17 protein-coding genes and 1 tRNA gene are annotated in these 21731 nt (G+C 63.9%); 12 read left to right on the top strand and 6 right to left on the bottom strand.

Annotated features, from left to right (window positions below; translation table 11 throughout):
* Nucleotides 1-44: 44 nt before the first annotated feature.
* Nucleotides 45-1619, bottom strand: coding sequence for a phytoene desaturase family protein (locus NKJ08_RS19980; RefSeq protein WP_352782900.1), 1575 nt, complete (start codon nt 1617-1619; stop codon nt 45-47).
* A 117-nt stretch (nt 1620-1736) separates the two neighbouring features.
* Here NKJ08_RS19980 and NKJ08_RS19975 point away from each other — a divergent pair, with 117 nt between their 5' ends.
* The 6 genes from NKJ08_RS19975 (at nt 1737) to NKJ08_RS19950 (ending at nt 9237) form a co-directional block, all read left to right on the top strand.
* Nucleotides 1737-2528 carry a cyclase family protein gene (locus tag NKJ08_RS19975; RefSeq protein WP_352522694.1) on the top strand — a complete coding sequence of 264 codons (792 nt, stop codon included), beginning with the start codon at nt 1737-1739 and terminating at the stop codon, nt 2526-2528.
* A gap of 16 nt (nt 2529-2544) precedes the next feature.
* Entirely contained in the window at nt 2545-4116 is a 1572-nt protein-coding gene (locus NKJ08_RS19970; protein WP_352776199.1) for a phytoene desaturase family protein, read from the top strand.
* Nucleotides 4116-4595: a MarR family winged helix-turn-helix transcriptional regulator gene (locus tag NKJ08_RS19965; protein ID WP_352522696.1), complete on the top strand. Its 480-nt coding sequence runs from the start codon at nt 4116-4118 to the stop codon at nt 4593-4595. Before NKJ08_RS19970 ends, NKJ08_RS19965 begins: the two co-directional genes overlap by 1 nt.
* A gap of 45 nt (nt 4596-4640) precedes the next feature.
* Nucleotides 4641-6794: a thiamine pyrophosphate-dependent enzyme gene (locus NKJ08_RS19960; protein ID WP_352776197.1), complete on the top strand. Its 2154-nt coding sequence runs from the start codon at nt 4641-4643 to the stop codon at nt 6792-6794.
* The gene (locus NKJ08_RS19955) at nt 6787-8370 is read left to right on the top strand and encodes an indolepyruvate oxidoreductase subunit beta family protein (RefSeq protein ID WP_352776195.1); all 1584 of its coding nucleotides are present in this window, start codon (nt 6787-6789) and stop codon (nt 8368-8370) included. The genes NKJ08_RS19960 and NKJ08_RS19955 overlap by 8 nt, the downstream gene beginning before the upstream one ends.
* Before the next feature lie 267 nt (nt 8371-8637).
* Nucleotides 8638-9237, top strand: a complete 600-nt coding sequence (locus tag NKJ08_RS19950; RefSeq protein ID WP_352776193.1) for a LysE family translocator — start codon at nt 8638-8640, stop codon at nt 9235-9237.
* A gap of 35 nt (nt 9238-9272) precedes the next feature.
* On the opposite strand, the gene NKJ08_RS19945 is transcribed toward NKJ08_RS19950, so the two are convergent.
* Nucleotides 9273-9348 (bottom strand) — tRNA-Thr (locus NKJ08_RS19945).
* A gap of 349 nt (nt 9349-9697) precedes the next feature.
* Between NKJ08_RS19945 and NKJ08_RS19940 the strand changes: the two genes are divergently transcribed.
* A complete protein-coding gene (locus NKJ08_RS19940) occupies nt 9698-10837 on the top strand; it encodes a hypothetical protein (protein ID WP_352776191.1) in 1140 nt (379 codons plus the stop codon).
* Nucleotides 10838-10937: 100 nt separating this feature from the next.
* On the opposite strand, the gene NKJ08_RS19935 is transcribed toward NKJ08_RS19940, so the two are convergent.
* A complete protein-coding gene (locus tag NKJ08_RS19935) occupies nt 10938-12539 on the bottom strand; it encodes a cisplatin damage response ATP-dependent DNA ligase (protein ID WP_352776244.1) in 1602 nt (533 codons plus the stop codon).
* 226 nt (nt 12540-12765) lie between these two features.
* Nucleotides 12766-13776 (bottom strand): ligase-associated DNA damage response exonuclease, encoded by a 1011-nt coding sequence (locus NKJ08_RS19930; RefSeq protein ID WP_352776189.1) that lies wholly within the window; start codon nt 13774-13776, stop codon nt 12766-12768.
* A 107-nt stretch (nt 13777-13883) separates the two neighbouring features.
* Between NKJ08_RS19930 and NKJ08_RS19925 the strand changes: the two genes are divergently transcribed.
* Complete coding sequence (locus NKJ08_RS19925) at nt 13884-14828, top strand: methyltransferase domain-containing protein (RefSeq protein ID WP_352782894.1); 945 nt, start codon at nt 13884-13886, stop codon at nt 14826-14828.
* Nucleotides 14829-14884: 56 nt separating this feature from the next.
* A complete protein-coding gene (locus NKJ08_RS19920; RefSeq protein WP_352776188.1) occupies nt 14885-15241 on the top strand; it encodes a hypothetical protein in 357 nt (118 codons plus the stop codon).
* Nucleotides 15242-15248: 7 nt separating this feature from the next.
* On the opposite strand, the gene NKJ08_RS19915 is transcribed toward NKJ08_RS19920, so the two are convergent.
* Entirely contained in the window at nt 15249-16112 is an 864-nt protein-coding gene (locus NKJ08_RS19915; protein ID WP_352782891.1) for a prephenate dehydratase, read from the bottom strand.
* A 29-nt stretch (nt 16113-16141) separates the two neighbouring features.
* Nucleotides 16142-16870, bottom strand: coding sequence for a 3-deoxy-manno-octulosonate cytidylyltransferase (locus NKJ08_RS19910; RefSeq protein ID WP_352776185.1), 729 nt, complete (start codon nt 16868-16870; stop codon nt 16142-16144).
* 193 nt (nt 16871-17063) lie between these two features.
* On the opposite strand from NKJ08_RS19910, the gene NKJ08_RS19905 reads away from it, so the two are divergent.
* From NKJ08_RS19905 to NKJ08_RS19895, 3 genes are all read left to right on the top strand, one after another.
* The gene (locus tag NKJ08_RS19905) at nt 17064-17732 is read left to right on the top strand and encodes a c-type cytochrome (RefSeq protein WP_352776183.1); all 669 of its coding nucleotides are present in this window, start codon (nt 17064-17066) and stop codon (nt 17730-17732) included.
* 168 nt (nt 17733-17900) lie between these two features.
* Complete coding sequence (locus NKJ08_RS19900; RefSeq protein WP_352776182.1) at nt 17901-19784, top strand: extracellular solute-binding protein; 1884 nt, start codon at nt 17901-17903, stop codon at nt 19782-19784.
* Nucleotides 19784-21652, top strand: coding sequence for an extracellular solute-binding protein (locus NKJ08_RS19895; protein WP_352782886.1), 1869 nt, complete (start codon nt 19784-19786; stop codon nt 21650-21652). The genes NKJ08_RS19900 and NKJ08_RS19895 overlap by 1 nt, the downstream gene beginning before the upstream one ends.
* The last annotated feature ends 79 nt before the right edge of the window (nt 21653-21731 follow it).

The raw sequence follows: 21731 nt of genomic DNA, 5'->3' as shown, positions 1-21731 counted from the left end.
AACCGCGCACTGTCCTCCTTCACCCTAAATGAAAAATGCGGCTCTTACCTCCCGCCAAGTTGTTGCGCGAGCATGAAGCCCGAGGCCGCACCTGTGCCGGCGCCCGGCCATGTTGCCGCCCCGGTCAGATGCAGATTGCCGACCGGCGTGTTCCAGCCGGCGTAACCGCGCGCCGGCCGAAACAGGAAGTTCTGCGCCAGATGATGGCTGCCGCAGATCTGGTCGCCGCCGACAAGGTTCGGGTTCTCGCGTTCGAGGTCGATCGGCGAGAACACGGCACGGCCAAGGATCTTCCGGCGAAGGCCTGGCGCATAGGTCTCGATGATGTCGAGAACGCGCTCGGCGTAGCGTTCCCTAACCTTGTCCCAGTGATCTGGCGCGATCTTGTCCGCCGCATCGCCTGATATTTCGGCGGGCAGCATACGCACCTGCACCCACAGCACGTGTTTGCCGTCCGGCGCGCGCGACGGGTCGACCGCCGTCGGCTGGCCGACGACCAGCACCGGTTCGTCCGGCAGCGTGCCGGACATCGCCTGCTGATAGGTCCGCGACATGGCGTCGAGCGACGGCGACAGATGCACATAGGCGAACTGCCGAAGTTCGGCGCCGGCGCGCCAGTCCGGCAGATCGTCCAGTGCCAGATGGATCATCATCGTCCCCGGCGCGTGGCGGAACTTTTTCATTGCCGCGTCGAAGTCGGCGTCGCCGGAGCCGTTTGGCAGCAATTTCCCGGTCAGCGCTCTGGGCGCGACACCTGCGATGACCGCCTTGGTGGCGCTATGGGTTTCGCCGGAAGCGAGCCGCACGCCGGTCGCCTTGCCGGCCGAAACCGTGATCTCGGCCACGTCAGCCCCAGCGACGATCTTGCCGCCGGCAGCCGTGAGCATGCCCGACAAGGCCCGGATAATCGTGTCGGCGCCGCCTCTGCCGAGCACCATGCCGAAGCATTGGTTGGCCATGGATTCGAGGTAAGGAAACACCGCGCCGCCGGCGATGTCAGGCGCGAAATCAAGATGCATGCCCCAGGTGGCGAGCGTCGCCCTGACATGCGGCGACTGGAAAGTCTCCTCGAGCCACGCGCGGGGTGAGGAAAGCAGTAATCGACCGGTATCGAGCGCGCCGGCAAAACCCTTCTTGCGCCAGAGGTTCCAGGCGGTGCCGGCGAGCGCACGGCCGCTCATCGGCGAGCCCAGCAGCCGGAACAGGTGCTCGGCCTCTGCAGGGAAAGCCGCAACCAGACGGCGCCATGTCTGTGCATCGCCCTCGGAAAAAGCCGCCATGCGCGCGGCAGTCTTTTCCAGATCGCTGCTGACGCCGAACCAGCTTCCGTCCGGGAAGGCGCTGGCAAAGCTATCGGCCACCGGCGCGAATTCCAGCCCGTGGGTTTTCAATTCATTTGCATATTTCTTGTGAAAGGCCGAGCCGGCGAAAAGGCTCAGATTCATCGCGCCGAAATCGTGCCGGAAGCCGGGCAGCGTAAATTCGCGCGTCTGGACGGCGCCGCCGATCGTTGGATTGCGTTCGAAAACCGCTGTGTTCCAGCCTTTGAGCGCCAGATGCGCGGCGCATGCCAGACTGTTGTGGCCCGCCCCGACAAATATGGCGTCGAACTCGCTCACGCCCCGTCCCATTCCTTTATGCTTAAAGATAATTGCAGATGCATATGTTTTCGTCTAGTAGGATATTAAGGGCCGCAACGAGCCTTCAGAGCCATCCAAGAAGAGGGAACAGAGACCATGGACACGCAACAACTCCTCGGCGAAGTCGCCGGCCAGCTTCTTTCAGGCGCCATCCAGGTGGTCGACCTGACGGCGCCGCTCGGGCCCGACACGCCGCTGATCAAGCTGCCGCCGGAACTCGCCGTCGACACGCCGAAGATCGAGATCCATGCCATCTCCGCCTATGACAAGAACGGACCTTGGTGGGCGTGGAACTGGCTGAAGCTCGGCGAGCATTCAGGCACGCATTTTGATGCGCCCAATCACTGGATCACGGGCAAGGATTATCCGGACGGCGCTACCGACACCATTCCGGCTCAGAACTTTGTCGGACCCGTCAATGTCATCGACTGTTCGAAGGAAGCGGCCGCCGATCACGATTTCCTGCTCACCGTCGACTACATCAAGGCATGGGAAGCCAAACATGGCACGATCAACGCCGGCGAATGGGTGGTGATGCGCACCGACTGGTACAAGCGTAACGGCTCGGAAGCCGAATTCCTCAACGCCGACGAGACCGGACCGCACACGCCCGGCCCGACCGCCGAAGCCATCCAGTATCTGATCAGCAAGGACATCAAGGGCTGGGGCAGCGAGACAATCGGCACGGATGCTGGCAAAGCAGGGGGAATGGAGCCGCCATTCCCGGCGCACAGCCTGATGCACAAGGCCAACCGCTACGGTCTCGCCAGCCTCTGCAAGCTCGACCGGCTGCCGCCGAAAGGCGCCATCCTGATCGCCGCACCGCTCAAGATCGAGCACGGCACCGGCAGCCCGATCCGCGCGCTGGCGCTGGTGCCGCGCGCTTAAGCGACAGGCCACGCCGATGAGCGATATCGACCACATCATCGTCGGCAGCGGCATCAATGCGCTGGTCTGCGCGGCGATGCTTGGCGGCAAGGCGGCGAAGGTGCTGGTGCTCGAGCGCAACGACCGCATCGGCGGCTGCATGCGCACCGAGGAGATCACCGCTCCAGGCTTCATCCATGACGTGATGGCGACGACCTTCGTCCTGTTCATCACCTCGCCGGCCTATGCGGCGCTGGGCAAGGACCTGGCGCGGCACGGCCTGGAGTTCTGCAACACCGGCACGCCGACCGGCGTGCTGCGGCCGGACGGCAGCCATGCCGTCGTGCGTACCGACCGACCCGCCAATGTCGCGGCTGCCAATGCGCTTGCCGCAGGCGACGGCGACCGGCACCGCAGCGATGTCGGTGAGATCGAGCGCAATGCCGGCCTGCTGTTCGGGCTGCTCGGCGGCAGCCTGTGGTCCTATCCCACGGCCAGGCTGCTGGCGGGCGAAGCCTGGCGGCGCGGGCCGCGCGGCCTTGCCGCCTTTCTCGGCGAAGCGCTGGTTCCGGCACGCGGCTGGCTGGAGAGCACTTATCAGTCGGAAATCACCCGCGCGCTGTGGGCGCCCTGGGTGCTGCATGCCGGCCTTGGGCCTGAAGACGCGTTCTCCGGCCAGATCGCCAGGGTTATCGCCTTTGCGCTGGAAGCTGCCGGCGCGCCGATCGTCAGGGGCGGCGCCAAGAATCTGCTTTCTGCCTTCGAAGCGCTGATCAAGGAGCGCGGCGGCGTGATCCGGACTGAAGGGGACGTTGCCTCCATCATCCAGAGTGGAGGCCGAGCCACCGGCGTGCGGCTGGCTTCGGGCGAAACAGTCAACGCGAAGAAGAGCGTGATCTGCTCGGTCACGCCGACCCAACTTTACGAGCGGCTGCTCGGCAAGGATGCTGCAAAGGACGACATCGAGGCGGCGCAAAAATACCGCTACGGCAAAGGCAATTTCCAGATCCACTATGCGCTTGACCGGCCACCGGCATGGCGCGTCGAAGGGCTCGACAAGGTCGCGCTGCTGCATTTGACGCCTGGATTGGATGGCGTGTCGAAGGCCTGCAACGAGGCCGTGCGCGGCATGCTGCCGGAAGTGCCGACCATCTGCGTCGGTCAGCCGCACGCGCTCGACCCTTCGCGCTGTCCGGACGGCAAGGCGATCCTATGGTTGCAACTGCCCGAGGCGCCACGCTATATCAAGGGCGACGCCGCCGGCAAACTGCAGACACCGGCGGACGGCCGTTGGACCGAGGCATTGCGCGAAGCCTATGCCGACCGTGCCGAAGCGATCCTCGCCAGCCATATCGACGGGTTCAAGGACAGCGTCATCGCACGCCACGCCTATTCGCCGGCCGATCTGGAAGCGATGAACATTAATTTGGTCGGCGGCGACCCCTATGGCGGTTCCTCGACCATCGACCAGTCGTTCCTGTGGCGGCCGTTCAAGACGAGCCGCAACCACGACACCGGGGTCAAGGGCCTCTACCATATCGGCGCCTCGACCCATCCCGGCGCCGGGCTTGGCGGCGGCTCCGGCTTCCTGCTGGCGGGGAGGCTGTGATGGAACAGAAGGTTGAAAAGCGCCAGCGCATCTCGACTTTGGGTCAGATCGGCCTGCAGCAGTTCGCGCCCTATCTGATGAACCGCATTATGGGCCGCTACAACGCCACCTTGCGCGACGATTTTCGCAAGCAGGGCCTGACCATCCCACAGGTGCGAACACTCGCCGTGCTGTCGGTCACCGATGGCGTCACCGTCAATGACCTTTCGGTGTATACTGTGATCGAGCAATCGACGCTGAGCCGCACGCTTGATGCCTTGGAAACGCAAGGCCTGGTGCGGCGCGAGCCCGGCGACACCGACAGCCGCGTTCGCAAGGTGTTCCTGACCGATGACGGCCGCGCCGAGTTCGCGCGCGCCTGGCCGGCCATGCATGATGCGTTCGAGGCCATGTTCGACGACGTCGACGATGCCGAATATGCGGCGTTGATCGCCACGCTGCAGAAGATGCTGAAGAACATTCGCAAGCACGACATCTGATCTTACGCGCCGCCAAATTGCCGGCGGCAACGGAAGGAGCAAAAAATGGCCGAACGGTCTTTTGCCAAGGAAGTCGAGAAGCTCAGGCTCGGCGCCGGCGAGGAGTTTTCCGGCGAAGGCATTCTCGCCATCACCAAGGCGCTGCTGCAATGCGGCGTCGGTTATGTCGGCGGCTATCAGGGTGCACCGATCAGCCATTTGATGGACGTGCTGGCCGACGCGCAGGATATTCTGGGCGAGCTTGGCGTGCATTTCGAGGCAAGCGCCTCGGAAGCCACCGCCACCGCCATGCTGGCGGCATCGGTGCACTATCCGATCCGCGGTGCGGCGACCTTCAAGTCGACGGTCGGCACCAATGTCGCGTCCGACGCGCTCGCCAATCTGGCCTCCGGCGGTGTCACCGGCGGTGCGCTGATCATCGTCGGCGAGGATTATGGCGAAGGCTCGTCGATCATGCAGGAGCGCAGCCATGCCTTCGCCATGAAAAGCCAGGTCTGGCTGCTCGACCCGCGACCGAACCTGCCGTCGATCGTCAAGGCGGTCGAGGACGGCTTCGAGCTTTCGGAGGTTTCCAACACGCCGGTCATGCTGCAGGTCCGCATCCGCTGCTGCCACGTCCATGGCCATTTCATCGCCAAGGACAACAAGCGCCCGGCAATGACGGTCGCCGATGCGCTCGATGCGCCGCGCCGCGACACCGGCCGCATCGTGCTGCCGCCCGCGTCCTTCCTGCACGAGAAGGAAAAGGTGCAGAAACGCTGGCCGGCGGCGGTCGATTTCATCCGCAAAAACAAGATCAACGAGTTCTTCGGTCCGGAGCACGGCGCGGTCGGCATCGTCATGCAGGGCGGCATGTACAATTCCGTCGTTCGCGCGCTGCAGCGCCTCGGCCTGGCCGACACCTATGGCGACACCGACGTGCCGCTCTATGTGCTGAACGCCGTCTATCCGCTGGTCGATGACGAGTTCCTGTCCTTCTGCGAGGGCAAGGACGCCGTTCTCGTCGTCGAGGAAGGCCAGCCCAACTACATCGAGCAGGCCTTTGCCGCGATGCTGCACAAGGCCGGGCGCGGCACCAAACTCGTCGGCAAGGAGCATCTGCCGATGGCCGGCGAATACACCGGCCAGGTGATGCTCGACGGCATCGGATCGTTCCTGCGCGCCACCATCCCGCATCTGCTGCCAAGCGAGGTCCGCGCGCCGAACAAGATCGGCGATGGGCTCGACACCGCCGACCTGATCAATGTCGTTCCGGGGCGCCCGCCCGGCTTCTGCGTCGGCTGCCCGGAACGACCGATCTTCGCCGCCACCAAGCTGGTCGAGCAGGAGTTGGGCAAGCACCACATTGCCTCCGACATTGGCTGCCACCTGTTTTCGATCATGCCGCCCTTCGAGCTGGGCGCCACCACCATGGGCTACGGGCTGGGGCCGGCCTCGGCCTCGGCGTTCAACTCGCCCGATGCCAAGCGCCGCTCGATCTCCTTCGTCGGCGATGGCGGCTTCTGGCACAACGGCCTGACCTCTTCGATCGGCAATGCGGTGTTCAACAAGAACGACGGCGTCATCGTCATCGTCGACAATTTCTATTCCGCCGCGACGGGAGGGCAGGATATCCTTTCATCCCGCGCCGGCAACAAGACGAAGTCGACAAAGCATCCGATTACCGAGGCGGTAAAGGGCATGGGCGTCAAGTGGCTCCGCCACATCGACCGCACCTACGACGTAACCAAGATGCAAGCCACGTTGCGCGAGGCGCTGACGACGGACGAGAAGGGCCCAAAAGTTATCGTTGCTTCGTCCGAATGCATGCTCAACCGGCAGCGTCGCGAAAAGCCGCTGGTCGACAAGGCGATCAAGGGCGGCGAGCGGATGGTCAAGCCGAAATTCGGCGTCGACGAGGACATCTGCACCGGCGATCATGCCTGCATGCGGCTCTCCGGCTGTCCGTCGCTCTCGGTGAAGTCGCTCGACGATCCGTTGCGCGACGATCCGGTGGCGCATATCGACCAGAGCTGCGTCGGCTGCGGCAATTGCGGCGAGGTGGCCGATGCGGCGGTGCTCTGCCCATCCTTCTACCGCGCCGACGTGGTGCACAATCCGAGCCGCTGGGACCGTTTCCTTGAAGCCGCTCGCCGCGCCACGATCGGCCTCTTGCAGCGGCGCCGCGAAAGCCGGCGCCTGATATTCGCCGATGCTTGACGCTGTCCCTTCATCCCGCTCCAGGGCGGGCGCGCCGGACGACGAGCCCGTCATCAAGCTTGCCGTGTTGGCGGTCGGCGGCCAGGGCGGCGGCGTGCTGGCCGACTGGATTACCGACGTTGCCGAGCGCAACTTCTATGTCGCCCAATCGACCTCGGTCGCCGGCGTTGCCCAGCGCACCGGCGCCACCATCTACTATGTCGAAATGTGCCGCGACACCGGCCGCCTGCCGGTCTTCGCGCTGTCGCCGTCGCAAGGCGACGTCGATATATTGATCGCCGCCGAACTGATGGAAGCGGGCCGCGCCATCATCCGCGGCTTCGTCACGCCCGAGCGCACCACGCTGATCGCCTCGTCGCACCGCATCGCCGCCGTGTCGGAAAAGATCGAGCCCGGCGACGGCCGCGCCTCGTCCTCGAAGGTGCATGCCACGGCGGAAGCCGCCGCCAAGCGCTTCATCGCTTTCGACATGGAGAAGATCGCCGCCGACAATGGCTCGATGATCTCGGCCAGCCTGCTCGGCGCCCTGGCGGGGTCCGATGCGTTGCCGTTCACGCGCGAGAGCTATGAGCAGGCGATCGGCGCCGGCGGCCGCGGTGTGAAGGCCAGCCTCGCCGCCTTCGGCGCCTCCTTTGATCGGGCCCGCGGCGTCGCGAGTGCGCCATCGGGCGACAAGACTGCACAGCCGGTGGCCGCTAAAACCGGCTCGGGCGCGGCGACAAAAGTCAGCGGCCCGGAAAGCCTGTTGAAGGGCTGGCAACAACTGGCGTCGCGCGTCGCTGCGCTGCCTGTACCCGTGCACGACATGGCGCTTCGCGGCCTGAGGAAGGTCGTAGACTATCAGGACGTCGCCTATGGCGGTGAGTATCTCGACAGGCTCGATAAGGCAGTCGCTCTGGACGATGCCGAACATGGCTACGCGCTGTCGAACGCCGCGGCAAAGCATTTGGCCAACGCCATGTGCTACGACGACATGATCCGCGTCGCCGACCTGAAGACGCGCTCGAGCCGCGACCAGCGCGTGCGCCGCGAGGTCGGCGTCAAGCAAGGCGCGGTCCTGCAGGTGACGGAATATTTCCATCCGCGCATCGAGGAATTCTGCGGCACGCTGCCGGCCGGCCTCGGCAGCTACATCGAGGCGCGGCCGAAGCTTGCCGCCTTTCTCGACCGCCGCATCAATCGCGGCCGTCACATCCGCACCGACAGCTTTGCCGGTTTCGCCGCTTTGTGGTTCATCGGCGGTCTGCGCCGCTGGCGCCGCCGCCTGCTGCGCCACAAGGTCGAGACCGCGCATCTCGAGCGCTGGTACGCGCTGGCGCTCGGCCATGTCAGCCAGGACTATGCGCTCGCCGTCGAAATCCTCAATTGCCGCCGCCTGATCAAGGGCTACAGCGACACTCACGCCCGCGCGCAGTCGAAATTCGACCGCGTGCTGTCGGCGCTCGACCTGCTCGAGGGCCGCGCGGATGCCGCCGACTGGATCCGGCGCCTGCGCGAAGCCGCGCTGAAGGACGAGAAGGGCGACATGCTCGACGGCGCGCTGAAGACGGTGGCGTCGCTTAGTGGAACCCGGTGAGCTGCGCGGCGGTTTTCGAGTCTCGGGGCAGCGGTTGCTTCGCAGATATCCGCTTCGCCGGTCTTGCCGACGCCTGCTGCCGTGGCCACCTGCCTGTTCTGTGGGCTTCAAGCCTACGGCAGCGGCAAACATATCGGACTCCGAGACAATTGACGTCCGGTTCCGAGCGGCGAGGTGCCAAATCACCGCGGCCATATGAACGAGCGTGTTGCACTCATTGCCTACTGCTGTACCTTCAATGTTCTGGAGGCGCGGGCTTGATGCTGCTTGAGCGAGAGGATCCACTTCGAGGCGGCATATATGGTGATCATGATCACGCCGGGCCCGATCGGGCTCGCGACCGGCAGCCTTGCCTCCCTGCACGGCTTTGGCAGGACGATCCCGCTGGTGGCCGGGATCGGCGCCGGAACCGCCGTGCTGGCAGCCCTGGTGGCGTTTGGCGCCGTTCACCTTTCCGGGTCGCTGTCGGTGCCGGCGGTCAAGATCGCCGGTGCGGCCGTCCTCGGCTGGGTGGCCCTGCGCATCGCCAGAACGGCGCCGCCGACCGCCGGCGAAGAGCCTCGGCAAGCTGGATTGTTTGCCGGCGGGTTTCTCATCAGCATTCTCTCGCCTGAAACCGCCACCTTCTTTGCCGTCGCCTTCATGGGGCTGATGCTGCCGCTCCGGAATTCGGGCGAGATGCTGACGGTCGCGGTCATCGTCGCGATCATCGACATAGGCTGGTACGGACTTCTAGCTGTCGCCCTTTCGCGTCCGCTCGTGCGCGCTGCCGCGATGCGGCATCACCGGCTCATCTGCCGGGCGGCTGGGGTCGTGCTGGCAATGCTCGCCCTCGTCTCGGCTGCGTCAGCCTTTCCGCTCAGCTGAGCGCTAGTTGAAGAAGGCGCGCGGGATAAGTCGTTTGGTGCCGCTTAGGTGACTCGAACACCTGACCCCATCATTACGAATGATGTGCTCTACCAACTGAGCTAAAGCGGCCCGGGAAGCCGAGCTTCCAAGATGGGCTGGGTGATAGACGCAACCAGCGTTGAATTCAAGATGGCAGCCGCGAATTCAAGACGAAGCTTGGCAATTCGTGTCGGTCGCAGGCCGGGCGCAAGCGCAGCCGCCGCGCCGATCCGCCATAGGTCGCGCGATGCCACACCGGCAGGCCGCCCGCCGCCGTGACGGGAAAATCAGCGAAAAATGTTGATTCCTTTACCGAAAACTGCCGAAATGAGCTTTGTACCCCTCGCCAACGCAGAATGCGGCCGCTCGCTTGTTGATTGATTGGTCGCCTGCGGCTAACGATCATGACAATGTGAGCGAAATTGCAGAGGGAACTCGCTTGGACGCGATCGAAAAAGCGATCCGCAATGCCTTCGAGAAAGGCAATGCCGACGACCGGGCGTTTCGCGAGCGGGTCTATCGATCGGCTTTCGCGGCACTGGACCGTGCCCTGCAGGCCAATCCAAACGTGACCGTGGAAGTCGCCATCAAGCGCCGCAAGGCGGTCCAGGCGAAGATCACCGAAATCGAATCGGAATTCCTGCCGGCGGTTCCCGACGTCGCCACGCCGACCGACAGTTCCGAGGCCGCACCGGCGGTGGAGCCTCCGGCTGAAGCCGAAGCCGAGCCCACGCCCGATGTCGTCGTGGAGGGGCCGGCGGAGCCGCCCGAATCCGAAGCGCCCCGGTCGCGCGTCTTGCCGGTCGTCCCCGACATCATGCCCGACGCGCCTGTTCCCGAGGCGCCGGTGATCGACATGTGGGCGCCCGCTCCGACCGAGGCCGCCGACGCGGAAGTGACGCCCGACCGCGACGACCGGCGGGCGAGGCGGCGGCGCCTGCCTTTGACCGCGATCTTCTTCGGTGTGACGCTGCTCGCAGCCGCCGGCATCGGCCTTTATTTCGCCAACCAGACCGGCGTCTTCAAATCGGCGACCGAGCTCGACACGGCGCCACCGGAAGCGCCGCCAACGGTGGACGGCGATGATTTCACGCCGGACGACACCGCTTCGCCGCCAAAGCAGGGCGAGCAGGACCAGGCGCGCGACTGGATCAACGTGTTTTCGCCGGGTGACCCGACGCAGGTCAATGCGCCGTCGGACGCCAAGGCCGACGTTATCCAGGACGAAAGCGGTTCCTTCCTGCGCATCCGCTCGGGGGCATCCGGCTCGGCCATCAGCTTCGACGTCGGGCAAGGCGTGCTGGAGAGGATCGCCGGCAAGCATGCCACATTCGACATCATCGCACGCTCCGAGGAGGGGCAGGAGACGCAGATTTCCGTCGACTGCAATTTCGGCGAACTCGGCGACTGCGGCCGCAAGCGCTATGCGGTCGGTCGCGAGCGCAATGAATATCTGTTCGACGTGCGCCTTCCCGACAAGCGTCCGGGCGCTGCCGGCACCATCGCCATCAATTCCGACTTCGACAAGCAGGGCAAGTCGGTCGACATCTACGAGATCCGCGTTTCAGTCGTTCCCTAAAGCGCGTCGCGTTCGATCGGCCTCATGCGACGCGCTTTAGGTTCTTGTTTTGATGCATGTCGTTATTGCAAAACCGCTGCACACCTTTGCGCGACATGCATTAACTGTCGAGCAGAGCCTGCAGCGTCTCGATGCGGTCAGCTTCGGCCGCCGGCTTATCCCAGCGCAGCCGCGAAATGCGCGGAAAGCGCATGGCAACGCCCGACTTGTGCCGCGTCGAGCGGTTGAGCCCTTCGAACGCCACCTCCAGCACGAGGCCTTGTCTGCGGTCGGCACGCACAGAGCGCACCGGGCCAAAGCGCTCGATCGTGTTGTCGCGGACATATTTGTCGATTTGCCTCAGTTCCTCGTCGGTGAAGCCGAAATAGGCTTTTCCCACCGGCACCAGTTCCTCTGATCCTTCCGGCCCGGACCAGACGCCGAACGTGTAGTCGGAGTAGAAGCTCGAACGCTTGCCGTGGCCGCGCTGGGCATACATCAGCACCGCGTCGACCGTGTGCGGATCGCGCTTCCATTTGAACCACGGGCCCTTCGGCCGCCCGGCCACATAGGGCGAATCCCAGCGCTTCAGCATGACACCTTCGATGACCGGATGCAGCGGCTTGCGGCGCAATTCCTCCAGCGCCTGCCAGTTGGTGAATTCGACCAGCGGCGACAGATCGAAGCGGCTCGGATCGAGTGTCCTCGCGAAGGCCTCGAGCCGGCCGCGCCGTTCGCGGAAGGGAAGTCCGCGCAAATCCTCGTCCCCAATCTGCAGCACGTCGTAGCAGCGCATAAAGGCGGGGTATTGCTGCTGGATCTTAGGCGCTACGCTCTTGCGGTTCAGCCGCTGCTGCAGGTCGGAGAACGTTCCCGTCGCCTGCCGGGGGTCACCGACCAGAAGCTCGCCGTCGAGCGCGCCTGAAAAATCCATCGCCTCGGCAAGATCGGGAAAGGCGCCGGAGACATCGTCACTGGTGCGCGAATAGAGCCGGCGAATGCCGCCTTCGCAAACCGCCTGGACGCGGATGCCGTCCCATTTCCATTCGGCCGCGTAGTCGGCCGGGTCGAGTTTTTCGAGGTCGTTGTCGCCGACGGCATTCGCCAGCATCACCGGCCTGAACAGCGCCAGCGCCGTCTTCCTGGGTTTTTCCGCCTTGCCTTCCAGCCAGGCGAACAGCCCGGTATAAGGCGGCGTCAGCCCGTGCCAGAGTTCCTCGATCTCGGCGATTTCGACCTTGCCGAAATCGGCGAGCGCCTGCTTGGCCAGCCGCGCCGAGACGCCGATGCGCAGGCCGCCGGTGACCAGCTTTATGATGGCAAAGCGCGCCGAAGTGCTGGCGCTGTCGAGCAGCCGGGCCAGCACCTGCGGCCCGTCGGAACGGCTCGCCGCCTGCAGCTTCGCCACCACCTCGGCCAGCGTCGGCTCGTGGTTCGCAATGTCGACCGGCGCTTGCGGCCAGACCAGCGATACGGTCTCGGCCAGGTCGCCGACATAATCGTAGGAATAGCCAAACAGCACCGGATCCATGCGCTCGACGACCAGCGTCCGCAGCATCGCCGGCTTGACCGCGGCGATGGACAGATCGCCGGTGATGGCAGCCAGCGCCAGCCCGCGGTCCGGATCCTCGACGCTGCGGAAATAATCGGTCAAAAGCGTCAGCTTGCCGTTGCGCGACGGCGTCAGCACGAGGCGGTCGAGAAGCTCGGCGAAGCGGTTCATGACGGTGAGAACCATGGGCGGGCGTCGCGTTCTGTCGCGCCCCCCTCTGTCCTGCCGGACATCTCCCCCACTTGGGGGGAGATCGGATGGCTTCGGCGATTTCGCCAACCATCAACGTTGCAGAACGAGCGCCGGCGAAGAAGCTGCCAATCTCCCCCCAAGTGGGGGAGATGTCCGGCAGGACAGAGGGGGGCGCCGTAGGGCGCTGCGTTGGCGATTGCTGCCATCAATCGCCCTCGTCCTCATAGCCAACGAGATGCAGCGGCCTGGCCGCAATGCCTTCGAGCTCGCACCAGCGCACCAGCGCCTCCTCGCGGCCATGCGTTACCCAGATTTCTTCCGCGCCGGTCTCCTTGATCGTCGCGGTCAACTCGTCCCAGTCGGAATGGTCGGAAATGATCAGCGGCAGTTCGACGCCGCCCTGCTTGGCGCGCTGGCGGATGCGCATCCAGCCTGAGGCGAAGCACGACATCGGATCGGGAAAACGCCGCGCCCAGCGATCGGCGAAGGCGGATGGCGGGCCGATGACGATGGCGCCGGCAAAGTCGCTTTTTTGGCCGGTCTCGACGGTCGCCGGCTCAAGCTTGCCGAGATCGATGCCCTGGCTCTGGTAATACTCGCTGAGCTTGGCCAGCGCGCCATGGATGTAGATCGGCTTTTCGTAGCCGGCATCGCGCAGCAGCCGCATGACGCGCTGCGCCTTGCCCAGCGCATAGGCGCCGACCAGATGCGTTCGCTCGGGAAACTGCTCGGTCGATCTCAGCAGCCGGGCGATCTCTTCGGAATCGGGCGGATGGCGAAACACCGGCAGGCCGAACGTCGCCTCGGTGATGAAGACGTCGCATTTGAGCGGCTCGAACGGCTCGCAGGTCGCGTCCTTCTGGCGTTTATAGTCGCCGGACGCGACGATGCATGTGCCCTGATGCGCGACCTTGATCTGCGCCGAACCCAGCACATGGCCGGCCGGGTGAAAGCTGACGGTGACGCCGTCGAGCGCAATCGTCTCGCCGAGCACGGCGGCTTGCGTCGTTCCGGCAAAACTGTCGCCGTAGCGCAGCCCCATGATGTCGAGCGTCTGCTGCGTCGCCATCACCGAGCGGTGGCCGGAGCGGGCATGGTCGGAATGGCCATGTGTGATCAGCGCCCGGTTGACCGGCCGCACCGGGTCGATGAAGAAATCGCCGGGCGAGCAATACAGCCCTTCCGGCCGGGGATGAAGCAGGTCGCTGGCGCGCATGGCCCCAAGATAGGCGCTAATTCCGGCGCGGGAAGCCTGTTGTAAGTCACTGCTGACTCCAGCATAGAGCGCAAGCCGGCTGCAAACACCCGGCGGAACCCGATCGCATGAAACCGCTCCAGACCTCGTCCGGCGATTTGACCGCCGACCGCCGCGCCGACTATGCCGAAATGCTCTATGCATCCGGCGATCATGCGGCAGCGGCGGAATTGCTGCTCGGCGCGCTCGAACTGGCGCCGCAATGGCCAGCCGGCTGGTTCCGCCTCGGCGAGATGCAGGAAGCGGCGGGCGCGCGCGATCGTGCCGCGCAGGCCTGGACGACGGCACTGCGGCTCGACCCGGCGGACAGGCTCGGCGCGGTGCTCAAGCTGCAATTGATCGGCAGGGCAGCGGCGGCCCAGGCGCCGCCCAGCGCCTTTGTCGAGACGCTTTACGACCACTATGCCGGGAGCTTCGAGGCTGAGCTGGTCGACACGCTCGGCTACCGTCTGCCCGAATGCCTCGACCGCGCCATCCGGGCAGCACGGCCGGGCCGGTTTTCGCTGGCGCTCGATCTCGGCTGCGGCACCGGCCTCATGGGCCAGAAGCTGCGGCCGATCACCGATCGGCTGGAGGGTTACGACATCTCGGCCGGCATGCTGAGGCAGGCGCGCGCCAAAGGCGTCTACGATCTGCTCGTCAAGACGGACCTGCAGGATTTTTGCTATTCTGGCCCGAAAGCCGATCTGGTGACGGCGGCCGATGTGTTCATCTATGTCGGCGCACTCGACAGGGTGGTGAACAAGATTGCCGGAATGCTTGCCGGCGGCGGTCTGTTTGCGTTCTCCGTCGAGACGCTGGCTTGTGACGGATTGTCTGGCAGCGCCGGCTTCGCCCTGCAGCCGTCCCGCCGCTACGCGCATTCGCAAGGCTATGTAGAGCGGGTTCTCGACGCCAACGGCTTTTCGGTCCTGTCGCTTCAGGCAACGGTTATCCGGCAGGATCGCCGCGAACCGGTCGAAGGGTTGGCCGTAGTGGCAAACTTGCTTTCCGGCAGCGCAAAATCTGGATAAGATTTTGGCCGTGGCATGAGAGGCGGCGGCTGCGAAAGACAAGGAGCAAGTTTTCCATGCGCTGGAACATGATGGTCTTGGCATCTTGCCTGGCGATGGCCGGCTGCGTCGGCAATTCGATGTCCGAACGGCAGGACGAAAACGTCCAGTCCTCGCTGCAATATGACAAGGTGCCTTGCGATCAATTGCTGGCGCAACGAAACGGCCTGGCGCAGCAATATCATTTGCCGGTCGACGCCAAGCCGTCCTTCTCCAACCCGGCGATGGGCTTCGGCCCGTTCACGCCGGATACGCGCTCCAAAGCCAAGCGCGACGCCGACCAGGCAAGCGGCAAGATCGACGCCATGAACCGGTCGATTGCCCGCCGCGAATGCGGCAAGCCGGCCAAACAGAACAAGCTCGGCCTGACCTGACCGGATCCTAATCCGCCACCTTCCACTGCTCGCGCGAGGCGCTGGCGGGATAGACGCCGAGGATGCGCATTTCGCGCGAGAAGAAGGCGAGTTCGTCGAGCGCCAGCTTCACCAGCGGATCGTCGGGATGACCCTCGATATCGGCGTAGAACAGGGTCGCTGTAAACGCGCCGAGCTGGTAGCTCTCCAGCTTGGTCATGTTGATGCCGTTGGTGGCGAAGCCGCCCATCGCCTTGTAGAGCGCGGCCGGCACGTTGCGGACGCGGAAAATGAAGGTCGTCATCATCTTGGCGTCGGCCGAGGGCCGGTCGGCCCATTGCTTGTTCTTGGTCAGCACGACGAAGCGGGTGACGTTGCTGTCGGTGTCCTCGACATTCTCCTCGACGATGTCGAGCCCGTAGAGCGTCGAGGCCAGCGACGGCGCCAGCGCGGCCATGGTGCGGTCCTTCATCGCGGCGACCATCTTGGCGGCGCCCGCCGTGTCGCCGGCCACCGTCGCCTTCCAGCCGTTCTTGCGGATGTATTTGCGGCATTGGCCGAGCGCGTGGATGTGGCTGTGCACGGTCCTGATCTCGTCGCGCCTGACACCGGGCAGCACCATCAGCTGGAAATGGATCGGCAGAAAATATTCGGCGATGATGTGCAGCTTCGATTCCGGCAAGAGGTGATGGATGTCGGCGACGCGGCCGGCAATGGTGTTCTCGATCGGGATCATGGCCAGATCGGCCTTGCCGGTCTCGACCGCGTTGAAGGCATCCTCGAAGGTCGGGCACGGCAACGGCTTCATCGACGGGAACATGTTGCGGCAGGCGGTGTCGGAATTGGCGCCCGGCTCGCCCTGGAAGGATATTTTGTTGGTCTTGTCAGGCATGCACAGAGTCTCGGGATTGGGGAAATTTCTTAATTTGCAAGGAGCGCCCTGGCGCGTTCGAGATCGTCCGGCGTATCGACGCCAAGCGGCACCGACTGCACGATCTCTGCATCGATGCGCATGCCGGCCTCCAGCGCCCGCAACTGCTCCAGCCGCTCGCGGCGCTCCAGCGGCGACGGCCTTAGCGCAACGAAGCGTTCGAGTGCGGCGCGCCGATAGGCGTAGAGGCCGATATGATGGTAGAGCGGGCCTTCGCCCCAGGGGGCGGTGGCGCGGGTGAAATAGAGCGCCCTGAGCCGCGTCGCCGAGAGTGGCGAGCCGACCAGCTTGACGACGTTCGGATTGGTCTTTTCCTCGTCGCGGACGATCTCGACGCAGAGCGTGGCGATGTCGACCGCGGCATTGTCGAGCGGCTTCAACGCGGCGCCGATGATGTTGGGATCGATGGTCGGCAAATCGCCCTGCACGTTGACGATCGTTTCGACCGCGTGTCCGGGGTCCAAAATGGTCAGTGCCTCGAAGATGCGGTCGGAGCCGGTTTCGTGGTCCGCCCGCGTCATCACGGCCTCGAAATCATGCGCGCGCACCGCCTCCGCAACGCCTTGCGTATCGGTGGCGACGACCACCCGGCCGAGCCCGGCCTCGGCGGCGCGGCGCGCGACGTGGACGATCATCGGCGTGCCGGCAATGTCGGCCAGCGGCTTGCCCGGCAGGCGGGTCGAGGCCATGCGGGCCGGGATCAGGATAAGCGTGGACATGAGGCGGGCAAAGGGCTCGAAAAGAGGAGGACAAAAGTGGCAAAAGGTCTCACTGGCAGCGCCCTTATAGGTGTTGCAACGCCGGAGCAAAAGACCTAGTTTCCGCGCGATTTGGCCGGCTCCGCCGGGTAGATCACGATACCGACGGACGGAGTGGACGGATCGGTCCGCCGGAAAAGGGAGCCTGGGGCGTATGGATTCCAACGAAGTCAACAAGCTGCTCGCCGGTTTCCTCGGAACCGTGTTCATCGTCTTTTCCGTTGGCATCGTGTCCGACGCGCTGTTTGCCTCGCCGGCGCCTGAAAAGCCCGGTTTCGCCATCGAGGCGACCGAGCCCGCCGAAGGCGGCCCGGCCGCTCCGGCCGCGGCGGTGAAGCCGATTGCCGAGCTGCTGACCACCGCCAACGCCGAAGCGGGTGCCGCCATCTTCAAGAAATGCCAGGCCTGCCACTCCGGCGAAAAAGGCGGCCCGAACAAGGTCGGCCCGGATCTGTGGGACCTTATCGACCGTCCGGTCGCCGAGCATGCGGGCTTTGCCTATTCGGCCGGCATGAAGGAGTTCTCCAAGGGCGGCACCGAGAAGTGGACCTACGACAACATCAATCACTTCCTCACCTCGCCGAAGAAGTTCGTAAAGGGCACGGCGATGGGCTTCGCCGGCCTGCCGAAGGATGAGGACCGCGCCAACGTCATCGCCTATCTGCGCACGCTGTCGGACAATCCGAAGCCGCTGCCGGCGCCCGGCGCCTCGGCCGAGAATGCGCCGGCCAAGCCGGCCGAAGGCGCTGCCCCTGCCAAGCCGGCAGAAGGCGCGGCGCCAGCCGCTCCGGCTGCTCCGGCGCCGGCTGCGCCCGCAAAATAACAAAACTGTAATGGCATAATCCTTGAAAAAGCCGGGTTCAGCCCGGCTTTTTCGTTAGGAAAAATGCATATGCGACGACAAAGCCGCTGCGTTGCGGTTTTCAGCGCCGTCAAATGATCTAGATTGGGCACGGATAGCTATCGAAACCGATCGCAAAGAGGAGAACGCATGACGGTTGGCCGAGCGCGGACGCTTCTGAAATCAGTGCTGTTTGTGGCTGCTCTCGCGGCCGGCCTGCAGGCAGCCTTCGCGGACGAATGGCGCACGACCTCCTCGCTGATCGGTGACTCCAAATATGGCGACAATTTCCAGCATTACGACTACGTCAATCCGGATGCGCCGAAGGGCGGCACGGTGAACTCAGTGGTGCTTGGTACCTTCGACAGCTTCAATCCTTACATCGTGCAGGGGTCGCCGGCCGCCGGCTTCGCGCAGTTCGGCGGCGGACTGCTCTACGACACGCTGATGGAGCAGGCGACGGACGAGGGCAGCACCAGCCATACGCTGATCGCCGACGGCTACAAATATCCGTCCGACTATTCCTCGGCGACCTACCGGCTCGATCCACGGGCCAAATGGCATGACGGCAAGCCGATCACCACCGAGGACGTGATCTGGTCGTTCCAGGTGCTGAAGGCCAACAGCCCGATGTACAGCCGCTATTTCGAAAACGTCACCGACGCCGTCGCGGTGTCCGACCGCGAGGTCGAATTCCACTTCAGCCAGAAGGGCAACCGGGAGCTACCGAAGATCATCGGCGATCTCGTTGTGCTGCCCAAGCACTGGTGGGAAGGCACCGACGCCAACGGCAAGAAACGCGACGTCACCAAATCCACATTGGAGCCGCCGCTGGGGTCGGCCGCCTACAAGATCGCCAGCTTCAAGCCGGGTTCGGAAATCGTCTGGCAGCGTGTGCCCGACTACTGGGGCGCCAAACTGCCGGTGAAGATCGGTCGCGAGAATTTCGACAGGCAGCGTTTCAGCTACTTTCTCGACGACAATGCCGCCTGGCAGGCCTTTACCAAGGGCGGCCTTGAAGACATCAAGCAGGAAAATAGTTCGAGGCGCTGGAACACATTCTATGATTTTCCGGCGGTCAAGGCCGGCGACGTCATCAAGAAGGAATTCAAGACCGCATCGCCCGAACCGATGCAGGCCTTCATGCTCAACACCAGGCGTCCGCTGTTCCAAGATCGCCTAGTGCGCGCTGCGCTGATGTATCCCTTCGACTTCGAGACGATGAACCGGACCCTGTTCTTCGGTTCCAACACCCGCACCAGCAGCTATTTCCAAGGCACCGAACTGGCGTCGAGCGGCCTGCCGCAAGGCAAGGAGTTGGAGATCCTCGAACAGTATCGCGACAAGCTGCCGCCTGAAGTCTTCACCCAGGAATTCAAGCTGCCGGTCTACGACACCCCGCAGGCGGAGCGCAAATACCTGAAGACCGCGGTCGATCTGTTCGCCAAGGCGGGCTGGGTCATCAACGGCGGCAAGATGGTCAACGCCAAGACCGGCGAACCGTTCAAATTCGAAATCCTCGGCTGGAACGACACCGACCAGGTCATCGCCAGCCCGTATATCGCCAATCTGCGCAAGATCGGTGTCGACGCCACGCTGCGCCTGATCGATCAGACCCAGTACATCAACCGCGTCAAGCATTTCGATTACGACGTCATCATAGGGCAACTTGGCCAGTCGGACTCTCCCGGCAACGAACAGCGCGACTTCTGGAGCTCCAAGGCTGCCGATACGCCCGCGTCGCGCAATTACGCCGGCATCAAGAACCCGGTCGTCGATGCGCTGGTCGACCGGATCATCTTTGCCACCGATCGCGACGATCTCGTTGCCGCCACCCATGCGCTCGATCGGGTGCTGTTGTGGAATTTCTACGTCGTGCCGCAATATTACCGCGCCGTGGTCTGGCTCGCCTACTGGAACAAGTTCGGTATGCCGGAAAAGCAGCCCGCCTACAGCGGCGTCGACCAGAATTCCTGGTGGATCGACCCGGACAAGGAAAAGGCGCTGGCTGCCAAATACAAGAGTGGCAATTGATGGCGGCGCTGCCCCGTCGCGACTTCCTTGCCCTGGGCGGTGCCGCCGCCGCTGCGGCACTGCTGCCAGGCCGAGTTTTCGCGGCCATTCCGACCGGCGTGAAACTGCACGGGTTGTCGGCCTTCGGCGATCTCAAATATCCTCCGGATTTCACGCATTTCGACTATGTCAATCCGGACGCGCCCAAGGGCGGCCGGATGAATTTCGCCCCGCCGAACTCCACTCTCAATCAGAGCTTCCTGACTTTCAACACGCTGAACTCGCTGGTGTTGAAAGGGGATTCGCCGCCGCGCACCGAGCTCTGCTTCGATTCGCTGATGGCAAGGGCAGTCGATGAGCCGGATGCGGTCTACGGCCTGCTTGCCGAATCCGTTACCTTGTCGCAGGATCGCAATGGCTACCGCTTCAGCCTGCGGCCACAAGCGCGCTTCCATGACGGCTCGCCGCTGACCGCCGAAGACATTGCCTTTGCCTTGAACCTCTACAAAGACCGGGGACATCCGAACCTTTCCCAAGCCCTGCGGCATATGACGGATGCGGTCGCAATCGATCCGCTTACAGTCAGCCTTACCTTCAACGGCCAACAGTCCTCGCAGAATATCCTCGCGATCGTCGTAATGCCGATCGTGTCCAAAGCCTTCTACACGGCCAATGATTTCGACGCCTCGACGTTAACCCCACCGCTTAGCTCCGGACCATACAGGGTGGGACGGGTCGTGGCCGGGCAGACTGTCGAATATGAACGCGTCGCCGACTATTGGGGCCGCGATCTGGCCGTGAACCGCGGCCTTAATAATTTCGACCGCATCCGTATCGATTTCTACCTTGATCGCCAGGCAGCCTTTGAAGCGTTCAAGAAAGGGGATACGCATTTTCGCGAGGAGTTCACCGCGCGGGTATGGGCGACCGGCTACGACTTTCCAGCGCTGAAGGATGGCAGGGTCGTCAAACGCGAATTTCCCGGCGAGAAAACGCCATCCATGCAGGCTGTCGCGCTCAATCAGCGCCGTCCGCAGTTCCGCGACATTCGCGTGAGACGGGCAATCGCCTATTGCTTCGACTTCGAATGGACCAGGCGGGTTCTGTTTTTCGACTCCTACGAGCGTTCGCAATCGAACTTCGAGCGATCGGATTACAAGGCCAAGGGCCTGCCCTCACCCCAGGAATTGAAACTGCTGGAGCCGTTTCGAGCCGAGTTGCCGCCGGAGACCTTCGGCGAACCGGTGATGCAACCCGTCTCCGACGGTTCTGGGCACGACCGTAAGCTGCTGCGCGAGGCTTCGAGGCTGCTTGCCAAAGCCGGCTGGAAGCGAGCGGGCAATTTCGTCGTCAACGACAAAGGCGAGCGACTGCAGGTGGAAATGCTGGCCGAGGACGAGGGTCTCGTTCGCATTTTCGCGCCGTGGTCCGAGAATATGAAGGCGATCGGCATCGACGCTTCGATCCGGCAGGTCGACTCGACGCAATTTGAAGCGCGGCAGAGCAATTTCGACTTCGACTTCAATATGCTTGCATGGTCGATCGGAGCGACGCCCACCGCCGACGGTTTGGAGATTCTCTATGCTTCCCGGATGGCGAAAACGCCGGGGATGCGCAACTATCCGGGTACGGAAAGCAAAGCCATCGACGCGCTGATCGAGGCAGCCGGCAAGGCGCAGAGCCGGATCGAACTCGTCACAGCGCTCAATGCGCTCGATCGGGTCTTGCGCGCGCGGCTAGACTGGATTCCAACATATCATCTGGCGAATCACCGGGCAGCCTTCTGGGACATGTTCGGCTTTCCCGCCCAAAAGCCGGATTATGACTTTCCGGTCGAGACGCTGTGGTGGTTCGACAAAGACAAGGCGGCAAAAATTGGCAAAGGCTGAATTTCTTGCGGGCGTTGGCGCCGCCCCTCACCTGCCTGCCGGCATCCTCTCCCCGTATAGCGACGGGGAGAGGGGCGCT

This window comes from Mesorhizobium sp. M0244 (genome assembly GCF_040321795.1).
Classification (GTDB): domain Bacteria; phylum Pseudomonadota; class Alphaproteobacteria; order Rhizobiales; family Rhizobiaceae; genus Mesorhizobium.
The sequence above is the reverse complement of the archived record's forward strand: the minus strand, read 5'-3'. Positions and strand labels throughout refer to the sequence as shown.